The sequence below is a fragment of the Bacillus sp. EU55 genome, assembly GCF_038005925.1.
Taxonomy (GTDB): Bacteria; Bacillota; Bacilli; order Bacillales; family Bacillaceae; genus Bacillus; species Bacillus velezensis.
The window spans coordinates 3,388,208-3,400,871 of record NZ_JBBOUE010000001.1; the positions used below are offsets into that span (position 1 = coordinate 3,388,208).

The 12,664-nt window shown below is 48.3% G+C and carries 11 protein-coding genes and 2 pseudogenes; 3 read left to right on the forward strand and 10 right to left on the reverse strand.

Annotated elements, in window-relative coordinates; translation table 11 throughout:
• Positions 1-28: 28 nt before the first annotated feature.
• Positions 29-1,270 carry an allantoate deiminase gene (gene allC, locus NYE50_RS17275; RefSeq protein ID WP_159354549.1) on the reverse strand — a complete coding sequence of 414 codons (1,242 nt, stop codon included), beginning with the start codon at positions 1,268-1,270 and terminating at the stop codon, positions 29-31.
• 199 nt (positions 1,271-1,469) lie between these two features.
• Here allC and NYE50_RS17280 point away from each other — a divergent pair, with 199 nt between their 5' ends.
• The gene (locus tag NYE50_RS17280; RefSeq protein WP_159354550.1) at positions 1,470-2,339 is read left to right on the forward strand and encodes an endonuclease I family protein; all 870 of its coding nucleotides are present in this window, start codon (positions 1,470-1,472) and stop codon (positions 2,337-2,339) included.
• A gap of 49 nt (positions 2,340-2,388) precedes the next feature.
• Here the strand turns inward: NYE50_RS17280 and NYE50_RS17285 are convergent, their stop codons facing one another.
• Positions 2,389-3,495, reverse strand: coding sequence for an ABC transporter ATP-binding protein (locus NYE50_RS17285; RefSeq protein WP_094296269.1), 1,107 nt, complete (start codon positions 3,493-3,495; stop codon positions 2,389-2,391).
• 155 nt (positions 3,496-3,650) lie between these two features.
• On the opposite strand from NYE50_RS17285, the gene NYE50_RS17290 reads away from it, so the two are divergent.
• Positions 3,651-4,379 (forward strand): GntR family transcriptional regulator, encoded by a 729-nt coding sequence (locus tag NYE50_RS17290; RefSeq protein WP_159354551.1) that lies wholly within the window; start codon positions 3,651-3,653, stop codon positions 4,377-4,379.
• Between the two features lie 24 nt (positions 4,380-4,403).
• Here the strand turns inward: NYE50_RS17290 and NYE50_RS17295 are convergent, their stop codons facing one another.
• From NYE50_RS17295 to NYE50_RS17315, 5 genes and pseudogenes are all read right to left on the reverse strand, one after another.
• Positions 4,404-5,258, reverse strand: coding sequence for a PfkB family carbohydrate kinase (locus NYE50_RS17295; protein ID WP_007613586.1), 855 nt, complete (start codon positions 5,256-5,258; stop codon positions 4,404-4,406).
• Positions 5,259-5,271: 13 nt separating this feature from the next.
• Complete coding sequence (locus NYE50_RS17300; RefSeq protein WP_172869817.1) at positions 5,272-6,156, reverse strand: carbohydrate ABC transporter permease; 885 nt, start codon at positions 6,154-6,156, stop codon at positions 5,272-5,274.
• A 3-nt stretch (positions 6,157-6,159) separates the two neighbouring features.
• Positions 6,160-7,050 (reverse strand): annotated as a pseudogene (locus tag NYE50_RS17305) (carbohydrate ABC transporter permease).
• 24 nt (positions 7,051-7,074) lie between these two features.
• Positions 7,075-8,340, reverse strand: coding sequence for an ABC transporter substrate-binding protein (locus NYE50_RS17310; protein WP_025650319.1), 1,266 nt, complete (start codon positions 8,338-8,340; stop codon positions 7,075-7,077).
• Between the two features lie 73 nt (positions 8,341-8,413).
• The gene (locus NYE50_RS17315; protein ID WP_021493996.1) at positions 8,414-9,400 is read right to left on the reverse strand and encodes an SIS domain-containing protein; all 987 of its coding nucleotides are present in this window, start codon (positions 9,398-9,400) and stop codon (positions 8,414-8,416) included.
• A gap of 196 nt (positions 9,401-9,596) precedes the next feature.
• Here NYE50_RS17315 and NYE50_RS17320 point away from each other — a divergent pair, with 196 nt between their 5' ends.
• Positions 9,597-10,523 (forward strand): MerR family transcriptional regulator, encoded by a 927-nt coding sequence (locus NYE50_RS17320; RefSeq protein ID WP_159354554.1) that lies wholly within the window; start codon positions 9,597-9,599, stop codon positions 10,521-10,523.
• Between the two features lie 33 nt (positions 10,524-10,556).
• Here the strand turns inward: NYE50_RS17320 and NYE50_RS17325 are convergent, their stop codons facing one another.
• The 3 genes and pseudogenes from NYE50_RS17325 to NYE50_RS17335 form a co-directional block, all read right to left on the reverse strand.
• Positions 10,557-11,147 (reverse strand): sporulation delaying protein family toxin, encoded by a 591-nt coding sequence (locus NYE50_RS17325; protein WP_159354555.1) that lies wholly within the window; start codon positions 11,145-11,147, stop codon positions 10,557-10,559.
• An 84-nt stretch (positions 11,148-11,231) separates the two neighbouring features.
• A pseudogene (locus tag NYE50_RS17330) lies at positions 11,232-12,048 on the reverse strand (sporulation-delaying protein SdpB family protein); the annotation flags it as partial.
• A 32-nt stretch (positions 12,049-12,080) separates the two neighbouring features.
• The gene (locus tag NYE50_RS17335; protein ID WP_017418969.1) at positions 12,081-12,611 is read right to left on the reverse strand and encodes an SdpA family antimicrobial peptide system protein; all 531 of its coding nucleotides are present in this window, start codon (positions 12,609-12,611) and stop codon (positions 12,081-12,083) included.
• Positions 12,612-12,664: the final 53 nt, after the last annotated feature.

Sequence of the window (12,664 nt, forward strand, 5' to 3'; positions counted from 1 at the left end):
TGGTCGGCACGCCGATTCCCCCTTTACGTTAATAGGCAAGTTTATGTAATACATTCGCCAGCGTAAGGACGCCGGTTTCAAGCTGATGTGCGGGTGTGAATTCAAGCGGCGAGTGGCTGATCCCGCCACGGCTCGGCACAAACAGCATGCAGGCCGGAAAGGTTTTGCCGAGCATCTGGGCGTCATGTCCCGCTCCGCTTACGATCTTCTCCGGGTCCGCCCCCTGCTCTTTTGCAGCCTCTGCTGCGGTTCGCGTCAGTTTCTGATCCATTTGAACCGGCTCTATCCTCATATATTCATCAATAACAGGTCTGACTCCTTTGCTGCGGCTGATGTTTTCAACAATCGATACCAGTTTCTGATGGAAGGCTGCCAGCACGTCTTCCTGCCGGTGGCGAATATCAACGGAAAACTGGATACGGCCCGGAATGACATTCGCCATATTCGGCTCAACCGTCATTTTCCCGCACGTCAGGCGGAGCTCTTCCGGCTGTCTTTCCGCTGAGAGCATGAGTTCATGGATGATGCTGCTTCCCGCCGCGAGCGGATCTTTCCGCCATTTCATTGAAGTGGTCCCCGCATGGTTGCATTCACCGTCAAGCGTAACGGTATAGCGTCTCTGTCCGGCAATCCCGGTGACAATCCCGATATCCTTTCCCGATCGTTCAAGCGTTTGCCCTTGTTCTATATGAATTTCCAGAAAGGCACTAATATCAGTGCGCAGCGGCGCCGGATAACGGCCTGCACCGAAGCCGTTATGCCGCATGGCTTCTTTCAGAGAAATGCCGGACGCGTCTTTCGGCGTTTCCGCATCTGAAAGCGAGAAAGCACCGGTGATATTGCCTGAGCCCCAATAGGTGATGGGAAAACGGCTCCCTTCCTCTTCACAGAGCGACACAGCTTCCAGCGTTTTTTTCGGACGCCCGCACGTCTCATGCAAATGCCGGATCGCCAGAATGCCCGCCAGCACGCCGAACGCTCCGTCATATTTGCCGCCGTCAATAACGGTGTCAATATGCGACCCGGTCAGAATCACCTCATCAGGCGATTCTGTGCCGCTCAGACGGCCGAACACGTTACCGACATCGTCAAATGCCGTTTCCAGCCCGAACGCCTCCATTTTCTTTTTGACGGCAAGCTGGGCGTCCATCCATTCTTTCGTATATAAAAGCCTCGTCACTCCGCCGGAAGCGGAAGCGCCGAATTGAGACAGCCATTGTATGTCATCGGAAATCCCGATATTCGCCGCCGAAAGCTGCTGATGTTCCATACACGCCCTCCTTTTAAACTGAAAAACTGACAAGATGATCTTCATTATAGAAGGAGCGCATAACGAGTTCATTATCATATCTTCCAAAAAATCAATGATTTTCCGGATACTTTGACCAATAAGCCGAAGGAACCATTTTTCGAAAAAGATAGAATATTAGATTTATTTTTTGGATAATAGAGGTAAAGGAGGGCAAGTCATGACAAAAAAACTTTGGTTTCTGCCGATTGTCTGCCTGTTTTTCATTTTTGGATGGGCCGTGCCGTCAGCCTCTGCGGGCGCGCCGGCTGACACGAATCTGTACAGCCGGATGGCGGTTTCAACTGCCGGCGGCACAACTCTTTTTCCGCAAACTGCCTCAGCTGTCATCACTCCGTCTGCGGATACGGACACATATTACAAAGAAGCTTCCGGAAAAAGCGGAACAGCTTTAAAGAGCGCCCTGCACCGCATCATCAGCGGACATACAAAGCTGTCTTACAGCCAAGTCTGGAATGCATTGAAGGAAACTGACGAAGATCCGGCAAATCCGAACAATGTCATCTTGCTCTACACCCAGGAATCACGGGCCAAAAGTAAAAACGGCGGCAGCGTCGGGGACTGGAACCGTGAACACGTATGGGCAAAGTCACACGGAAACTTCGAAACAGCTGCCGGCCCCGGGACGGACATTCATCATCTGCGCCCTGCAGACGTCCAGGTGAACAGTGCCAGAGGAAACATGGATTTTGATAACGGCGGCTCAGAATACCCGAAAGCGCCGGGCAATTATTACGACGGTGATTCCTGGGAACCGCGCGATGAGGTCAAAGGAGATGTCGCCCGCATGCTGTTTTACATGGCGGTGCGTTATGAAGGAGACGACGGGTATCCTGACCTTGAGCTGAATGATAAAACCGGAAACGGCTCAGCTCCTTACATGGGAAAACTGTCCGTTTTGCTCAAATGGAATCAACAAGACCCCGTCGACAGTAAGGAAAAACGGCGGAACGAAATCATTTACAAAGACTATCAGCATAACCGCAATCCGTTTATCGACCATCCGGAATGGGCGGACGAAATCTGGTAATCGTATCATAAGAAGTGATAAGGGAGCCCCGATCATCAGGCTCCCTTTTTCAATATACGGCGTTTTTAGTGTCGGCATCAAAAAAGACGGCCCGGTTCATATTGACCGCAAGCAGAATGGCATCGCCGGGTTTCACCTGTGAAGCGCCGTCAAGACGGATCGTCATGCGGTCACCTCCGCTCACCGCATGAACGTACATCTCCGCGCCTAAGTTTTCACATACTTCCGCCACAGCGCGGCACACCGCTTCAGGCGGGTGCTCTGATTGTCCGGCAAGCGTCAAATGCTCCGGACGCAGCCCCGCAATCATCTCCTTACCGCTGTATCCTTTCTGCACAAGAACGGCCGCTTTTTCTTTCGGAATGGGCAGACGAACGGACGAACCGGCAAAATACCATTGCCCGTGACTTTCTTCAATGAGGCCTTTTATAAAATTCATACTCGGAGAACCGATAAAACCCGCCACAAACATATTCGCCGGATAATGATAAATCTCATGGGGGCTTGCGGCCTGCTGAATATCTCCTTCATTCATCACGACAATCCGGTCGCCCATTGTCATCGCTTCCGTCTGATCATGCGTCACATAAACGATGGTCGCTTTCAAACGCTGATGGAGCTTGCTGATTTCGGCGCGCATCGTCACTCGCAATTTCGCATCTAAGTTGGAAAGCGGCTCGTCCATCAGAAACACTTTCGGCTCCCGCACGATCGACCGGCCGAGCGCAACCCGCTGCCGCTGCCCGCCTGAGAGAGCCTTCGGTTTCCGCTTGAGCAGATGCCCGATTTCCAAAATATCAGCGGCCGTCCGGACTCGCTCTGCGATTTCTTTTTTCGGCAGCTTTCTGAGCTTCAAACCGAACGCCATATTGTCAAACACCGTCATGTGGGGATACAGCGCGTAATTCTGAAAAACCATCGCGATATCACGATCCTTCGGGGGCAGATCGTTTACCGCGTCTCCGTCGATATAAAGCTTCCCCTCAGAAATGCTCTCCAGTCCGGCAATCATTCTGAGTGTCGTAGATTTGCCGCAGCCGGAGGGACCGACAAGCACCAGCAGCTCCTCATCTTTTACATCTAAGTGAAAATCCTTCACTGCCGCCGATTGGGCGCCGTATGTTTTTTTGATATGGTCAAATGTTAATGATGCCATTCGAAACCTCCTCCAATACTGGAAACCTCCACATCTTTCTGTTATGTTAAAAATGTTCGGGGTTTCTGACAGATTCATAAATGAAAAGCAAATTTGTATTATAACGTCATAATACATATAATAGTACTACTACTTGACAAAGGAGGTCCGTCCCATTGTTAAATAACGGGAGCTCGAAACCTTTATATATTCAGCTGAAACAAATTATCGCGGACGATATCAAGAAGGGCGTTTATTCGCCGTCCGTAAAACTGCCGACTGAAAATGAGCTGTGCGAAACGTACAACGTGAGCCGCATAACGGTCAGGAAGGCCATCCTTGATCTTGTGGAAGAAGGCTGGCTCGTCCGGCAGCAGGGAAAGGGAACGTTCGTTAAAAGCCCTAAACTGAAGCGGGAGCTCATCGCGGTCAACGGCTACTCTGAATTTATGGAATCAACGGGGAAAAAACCGAAACACCAGATCCTTTCTCATGAAATCATTGAAGCGCCTAAATCCATCGCCCAAAAACTTCGCGTCGCTTCCAAAAGTCCCGTTCTTGAATTAAAACGCATTTTATTTCACGACGACCAGCCGCTCTCATTCGAAATCGCCTACTATCCGCTCAGTTTATTTCCCGACATCGGCAAGCATATTAAAGGCGGCGTGTCGATGCATGACATTTTGAAACAGCACTATCAGGTGGTGCCCACCCATAATACGAAGCTGTTAAATGTCGTATACGCCAAGCAGGAAGAAAGCCGCTATCTGGCTTGTGATATCGGGGATGCGCTTTTTGAAATTGACAAAACCGCTTTTATGTCAAAAGACCAGCCGATATACAGCTCGCTGTTTTTAATGCATACCGACCGCGTCACGTTTACCATTAACAGTCCCTATGCGTAACAAGTATAAAAAACGAGACAATGCTTATCGTATTCTCGTTTTTTCACTGCTTTTCCCGCCGCCCGGCCTGTAGGGATGCCCGTAACCGAACGCTCCGAACCCTCCGCATGTTTTGGCAGCCGTCCCGGCGGCCGCAGTAAGCGCTCGCCGAATATCCTGATGCTCGAAGAAATCGGTAAGAAACCCGGCGATAAATGAATCACCCGCGCCCAATGTATCTATTATATCAGCTCTTACCACCGGCTGATGATAGACGCGTTCCCCATCCGATAACACCGCGCCATATTCCCCCCTTGTCAGACAGACGATTTTCGCTCCGAAACCGCGGGCTTTTTCGGCAAGCCGCACACATTCACTTTCACTCAAATCACTCCCGGAAAAAAACGCATACGTCACGTACGGACAGACCGCTTCTAAATAGGCTTCGTCACGTTTTACAGAGAAGTCAAAGGAAATCGGCACATGGCCGCTCAGCATCGGAAGGTCACGTTCTATCCTGCTGTATACGCTCGTATGCAGCAGATCATGTCCGGCGATAAATGAGATGTCATTCTCCTGAAAAGCGAGCGTCAGACGCGATTGCACGCCGCCTTTATTTGATCCGGCAAATATCCTGTCCCCTCTTTCATCAAGCGTGACGACCGCCATCCCGTTTTCTCCGTATGCCCGGCGGATCAGATCGGCATTCACCTTTTCCAGTTTCAGCACATTCAATACGTGATCCGCCGCTTCATCACTGCCGAGAATCCCGATATAAGAAGTTTCGTGGCCTAAGCGCCGGGCAAGCACGGCTACGTTTAACGCATTTCCGCCCGGGTAAAACGTCTCCTGATCCTGATAATAATCTACTACATTATCTCCGGCCGCTATCAGTTTCATCTTTTCATCCTCCTTATCCTTTCACGCTTCCCGCTGCAATGCCGCGGATAAAATATCTCTGCATCAATAAAAACAACGCGATGATCGGAGCAGCAGAAATCGTCAGCCCGGCCAGCAGCACGCCCCAATCCGTCTGCAGGGCATCTCTGAACTGCATCAGCCCGGCCGGAATCGTCCGTAAATTTTCATCATCGATAAAAATAATCGCAAACATAAACTCATTCCATGTATGGTAAGCCGTCAAAATGCCTGATGTCACAAGAATCGGCACGCTCATAGGTAAGAATATTCTGAAAAATATTCCGAAACTTGTACATCCATCCAGATAGGCAGCTTCCTCAAGCTCTTTGGAAATCGACAAAAAATAGGAACGGATCAGAATCACGGTAAACAGAATACGATAGGCGGCGTACGGAAGAATCAATGCCCAATACGTATTGTACAGTCCCAATGACTGGATAATGGAGTACAGCGGCACAAGACTGACCTGCGGCGTCAGCATCAAGCCGCCAAGACAAATGATCAGCACAAACCCTTTTCCTTTAAATTGAAAACGGGCCAGCCCGTATGCCGCCCAGGCGCTCACAAATACGGTGATGAGACAAGTCAGCACGGTCACAATGACGCTGTTCATAAAATAAGCGGAAATCCCTTGGTTCCATGCGGATACGAAGTTTTCGGGATGCCAGACAGAGGGCAGCGACCAGCTGTGCTCAAAAATCTCATCCGAGCTTTTAAAGGCGCTGACCGCCATCCATAACAGCAGATAAGCAACGGCAATGAGGTAGATAAAGAGAAACAGCCACACAGACGTTTCCCCGATATACCATTTTCTCGGTTTTCCGCCTGTTCTGACGGCCTGACGGGCATGACGCAAGTCTGTCTTTTCAGGAAGCATCGGCTACTCCTCCTTTCCGGTCTTAAAGAATTTCATCTGAATAAGCGACAGAGCAAGCGTCAGCAAAAGCACCACCGTCGCGATCGCAGAAGCGTAGCCCATCATATCCTTTGTAAAAGCGCTCTTATACAAAAATGTGCTCAGCACTTCTGAAGCATTGCCCGGCCCTCCGCCGGTCAGAATATACGGTTCATTAAATACGGTAAATGCGCCGGTCAGCGTCATCACCACGGCAACAAACGACATTTCTTTCGTCTGCGGCACCGTAATGTGAAAAAACTGCTGGATTTTTCAGGCTCCGTCCAGCTGCGCCGATTCATATAATTCAGCGGGAATGCTCTGAATCGAGACAATGTACAGCATGGCGATGTAACCGACAGACTGCCATTGAGACACAAAAATGACAGACAGCATAGCGGTGTTTTCATCGCCCAGCCACGCCCGGGTCAGTTCATCAAGTCCGACGGCTTCCAGCAGCTGATTCAAAAGACCGATTTCCGGGTTATAAATAAAATCAAACAACAGCGCAATGACGGTCATGGAAATAACGACCGGAAGAAAAAAGACCGTGCGGAAAAACGGCGACCATTTTCTTACCAATCTGTCTTCCAGCACGGCCGCCAGAATTAAGCCGCCGCCAACCTGGCAAATCAGCGATATGACCGCATACAGCACATTGTTGCGGAGTGCTGTAAAAAACACGGGATCGTGAAACAGGTCAATATAATTTTTCAAACCGATAAACGTCTTTTCGGGTTGAAATGAGCTCCATTCAAACAGACTGAAAAACACATTCTCAATAATCGGAATGTAAACGAACAGCAGAAAAATCAGCGCGGGCGCGAGAAACAGATACGGAATGAAACGTTTTCGGCTGACCAAGGAAATCCTCATCTCCTTTCTCCAAAGAAATCTGTTCTATTCAGATGACGCTCTGACCTGACGCGCCGCTTTCTGCACGGAATTCATCACCTCGCGCGGTGTCATTGTGCCGCCGAGCATCTGCTGAACGCCTGCCGCATACACATCGGCGATTTCAACGTCAACATCCATATCAAACCAGGGCACCATTGATTCGGCGCGGACGATATCCTGCACGGCTTCGCGCTGGATCGGGGCGGAATTGTTTTCTGTCGCCGTTCCTTGAACCGCGCTGTATTTACCGACGTCTTTTATCAGCTTCTCTCCCATTTTTTTCGAGGTTAAAAACTGAAGAAATTCCATGGCTTCTTTCGGGTGCTTCGTTTTTGAGGAAATCATAAATCCTTCCGGAGATCCGGTCAGTGCACGGGGAGATCCCTTTTCGCCGCTGATTTTCGGGAAAGGAAACAAGCCCAGATTGACCGGTTCGACGAGCTTAATTTCTGCCGTTTCCGCATAAATCATCGCCGCTTTGCCGCTTGTAAACTGCTGGCGCACGTATTCGTGATCAACGGAGTTCACGTGCTTTGTAAAGTACGGCAGCAGTTCCTGAAGCTTTTCAAGCGCTTTGACATAGCCTTCGTCCGTAAACTCCCCGGTTTCCGGGCTGTAATCCTTCGCCCGCGTTTTTTCATCCACCATACGCTGGTTCAGCGTCCCGATATAATGAGAAATCGTCCAAGGCGCTTTTGTGCCGAAACTGATCGGAATATATCCGTTCTCTTTCAATTTCTCAGAGACTGTGATCAGTTCATCCCATGTCGCCGGGGGCTTCAAATGTAATGTATGAAAAATGTCCTTATTATAAAAGAATGATTTAGCGTCCATTTGCCACGGAACACCGTACTGTTTTCCGTCATGAGTAAAGGGTTTGATTTGTGACTGCACAAGCTGTGAGGACCAATCTTTATCCTGCTGATAGTAAGACGACAGATCGAGGGCTTTATCTCCTTTGATGAATTTATAAGCAAACCGGTCGCTCCATGAAAAGAAAATATCAGGGGGGCTCGTTGTTCCGAGCATGACTTTCACCTTGTCTTTATAAGAATCGTTTAAGACCGCTTCCGTTTGGATATGAATATCCGGATGAGCGGCTTCAAATTCTTTGACCGCTTCTTCAAAATAGCTTTTTTCCGGCTCCTTCGGCCACCTGTGAAAAAACTTCAAGGTCACTTTTCCGTCAGAGGAACTGCTTTGGCTTGAACAGGCGGCGGCTGACAGACATACGGCTAACAGAACGAACAGGCAGATGAGCTTTTTCAGATGCTTTTCCTCCTTTGTCACCGGACTATAACGTTATATGTCATTATAGTCCGGTGAAATATAATGCGCGTTCTTAATATTCGACTTTCCACATGTAACGCCGCTGGCTTAACGGATGGTTCCTTGCTTCCGCCAGCGCATCCGCATAGCTTCTGAGCACCCGGTTTAATACGAGAGGAGCCAGATAGCCTTTTACAGAATCGTCAATTCCGGAAAAATCATATGCTGCCGCATCAAGCACAGTCAGTTTTTTGCCGTATCTTTTTGAGAAGGAAAGCGCCCGCTCTTCAAGGGGTCTTGTTTCGTCTAAGCCGAGCAGGATAATAAATGGAACGGATTCATCAATGATTTCGAACGGTCCGTGAAAATATTCTCCGGCATGAATGGCGTGGGAATGAATCCATTGCATTTCCATGAGAATGCAGATGCTGTAGGAGTAAGCGACGCCGTAGTTCGCACCGCTTGCCATCGTGTAAATGATATCTTCTTTTTCGTGGGCTTTCGCGAATGCCTTTGCGTGATCCGCTTCTTGTTTAAGCGCTTTGTTATATACGGTCTGGAGTTTATTGAGTCCGTCGATCGCCTGCTCAAACGCGGGATGGTTTTCCAGCACGTGTAAAGCGCCGAACACGATTTGATACAGAACCCCGTAATTCGTATTTATCGCCTGTGCGTTCTCACCCCAGTCATAAACCGCGACATATTCGGCTTCTTTCGCTAACGGCGAATCAGGCTCATAGGTCATCGCAATCGTAAGCGCACCTTTTTTTCTGGCGAAACCGGCGGCTTTCACCGTTTCCGGCGTATTGCCTGAATGAGAACATAAAATCACGAGCGAGTTCTCTCCGAGCTGAACGGGATTGCGCTGAATAAATTCATTTGAACTGTAGAGATCAGAGCTGATGGCTTTCGCCTCTCTGTCAAACACGTACTTGCTCGGATACATAATGGCTGAAGAACCCCCGCAAGCGACGAAAAAGACGTGGTCAATCGTTTTTCCTTTCAGATCATCCAAGAAAGCCTGAACCTTGTGATTCACTTGTGCGGCAGTTTGACTCAAATCCTTCACTCCTCAGTGTTTTATTATATAACGTTATATAACATTATATAACGTTATATTAATCGCAACAAAGGTGCGTTGTCAATCATATTTTCTGAAATTTCTAAAATATAAAATAAACCCGCCTTATTTCCCGCCCTCTCTTGACCTGACCCTTAGAGACACGTTTAGAATGAAAAGCAGGGAGTGATTCAGAATGAATATAAAAGAAGCCGCCAGACAGACGGGTCTCACGAAAAAAGCCATCAAATATTATGAGCAGGAAGGTTTAATCACCGTCAGCAAAAACCCTGATAACGGATACCGTGAGTATTCCGCTCAGAACGTGAATACGCTGAAAATGATTGCCGCCCTCCGAATGCTGGCACTGTCTGTAAGCGATATTAAAGCGTTCCTCTTAGAGGGCAGCAGTCTGCATGATATACTGCGCCAGCAGCATCAAAAGCTCAGCCGGCAGATTGAAGAGCTTGAGCAGGAACGGAAACTGACTGAAATGCTGATCAAGCGCGTGGAAGATGCGGAAAATGTCGATTCAATTTTGCATGATATCGGCGAGGTCAAAATAGATGAACCGAAGTATATGGGACTTCAGCTGAAAAAACTGTTCCCGGGAGATTTCGGAGAATTTATCGCCGCGCTGTTTGAACCGTTCCTCGACTTTTCTATTGATACAGATGAGAAAAAAACGATATGGGCGGAGCTTATTAAAGTATTGGATGATATGGAAGAAGTTCCGGTTGCACACCCGATGATGCAGCTGGTCGGCAAGGAAGATCCGGCTCAGCTCCAGCAGCACAAAGTCCAGCATGATCAATTTATCGAGCGGATTTTGGAGAGAGACCCCGCCACTTGGGACACTCATAAAAACATCATCATTCAGCTTGTGAAAAGAGTGCAGACAGATGAAGAATACAGAGAAAGCCTGGTCAAGATCGGAGAATCCGCTTCTGATCTGCCCGCGCTGAAGGCGGGATCGCCTTTCAGCAATCTTCTTCAAAAGCTCAGCCCGAAATATGACACGTACGTGCGACTTCAGCTTGAACTGAAAAAAGAAGCCGACGAGGAACTCGGCTTTGATTCAGAAGCATATTTAAAAGAGATGCTTCAATCAAAAAAACGCTAAGGTTCGTTTCCTTAGCGTTTTCTTTCTTCAGCCTCAGTGCTGCGCGTTAATGCGGTCAACGACATTAGCGATGAGCTGCTCTTTTCCTAAGTCGGAATCTTCGTCAACGCTTGCTACTGTCAAAATGATGGCCGCTACCGCAAGAGCGATCGTCTCAATGGCGGCCGCCGCGTTTAAAAATACCCATACAGCCGTTGCGCATTGGCCGATGGCCGTTGATTTTCCTTTGTCCATGCTCTTTTTGTCAAACTCTTCTTTCAGCACTTTCGCCATAATCTGCGAACCTTGATCAATGACGCTGTTCACTTTCTCATAATCGCCGCTGTAGACCGCCGCTTTCAACTCTTTAAAATAATCCGGCGATGACTTTTTAATATCAGCGATCACCTGATCGGAAACTTGCTTTAATTCATCCTGATCAATCTTTTTGACAGCCTTGGTATCCCATACTTCAGGAAGGAGCTTTGCGACCTCACCTTGTCCGAAAAAGATGCCGGAAAAAATGTCTTCACCCGAATAAGAGACGGATGGCTCAGTTTTCGCCGCGGCATGCGGGCCGACTAATGCAACCATTAAAACAAACACCAGCATCATGGCAGCTGCGGACTCCTTGCTTTTAACCATATAATTTCCTCCTTTTCCTTTTATTGAAAAAATTGTATCTGATAAAAAGGGGATTGTAATGGTTCAAAGCTACTGTTTTCTCTGCCGGCACCAAAAACAGGACCAAAATACCAGCCACCGTAATGGAAAACGAGGTAAGCCCCAGCATAACGGCAAAGATTTCGTGCATAAAAATGGATATAAACAATATCAGACGCCAATATGTTTTCGGAGCGAACAAAGCGCAGAACATAATGGTTTGCACAATAAGCGTGCCCCAAGTCGGGATGATGACAAGCTTGGATTGCAGGATAAAGTCAAACAGACCGTGAAGCGCATCCGGCAGACCCAGCATCGGATCGTTCAAATAGTAATAAACGGCAGTTCCGTTCTGCCACTCTTCTTCCATCAGTTTGGCAATGACGGAGTTAAAATACAGCATTGCGACCTGTATTCTGATGATTGTCAGTGTCGCCCAGCACAAGGAGCGGTAATAAGGCTCAAGCGGCCTTTTCTCAAAAGACGCCTCGTACGGAGACCAGTGCCATTTCCGCGGATCGGTTAATGTCAGCGGGAGCAGCAGCAGTGTAAAAACGGCAGCCACCTGATCTCCTCCGTCAAGGGTAACGGCGGAGTTTTGGAAGCTGTACGAAATCCACCAGTGAAAAAAACCGGTGATTCGCGGCCGCCAGCCAATGACGACAAGGATTAACATACAGATACAAACGGCTTTGACGATCTCAATGTAACGGAAATCGGGAAACAGCAGAAACAGGCTGAACGTGTCGGAAAAGCTGAGCATTTGATTTTGCGTTTTGAAGAAGACAGATGCCGGATTGAACAGCAATGTCAGCAGCGTGCCGAGCGCGATTAAGCTTCTGGCAAGCCCGTACACATTTGTCCAAGGCGGATTCTTCATCATCCATAAGGTGAGCTGCTTTTTTGCATCCTGAATCAATTGACATCCACTCCGATGTATTTTTTGATGGTTCTTTTCGTTTCGGTATGCTGGCTCCATGCCCACGGGGTAATGCGTTCATATGTAATGATCATTTTCCCTTTCAGCCTTGGGGAGGGGGACTCATTTTTCATTTTCAAAAATGTGGTATCCTTAAAGTCTTGGCCAGCCGAAAAGTCATTCCACTTCTCTTTGGAAGGCAGCTTTTCCAGCATAAGGCCGAGCTCTATCCCTTGCGTCCGCCCGTAGCGGTTTAAGCCGATCACATTTTTCAGAGAATTATTCGGCCATCTGAGCTCCTCATCGGCATCAAGAAGATAGATGTTCAAGCTGTCTTCTCTCGGATCTTTACTGAAAAATCCCCAGCTTTGCGGATAAATCATGGAAACGGTTTTGGATTGATGCTTGGTTAATTGGATGGCAGAGCTTGGCAGTGCCGCGATGACGGTAAAAAACAAAACGATGATCCAGGCGGCCATGATAAAAAGAAAGAATGAAAACATGCTGGTTTGCTTCTTGTCAGTCAATTGAAACCCTCCTAGCGTATGGAAATTTCATTGACATGATTATACACCAATCA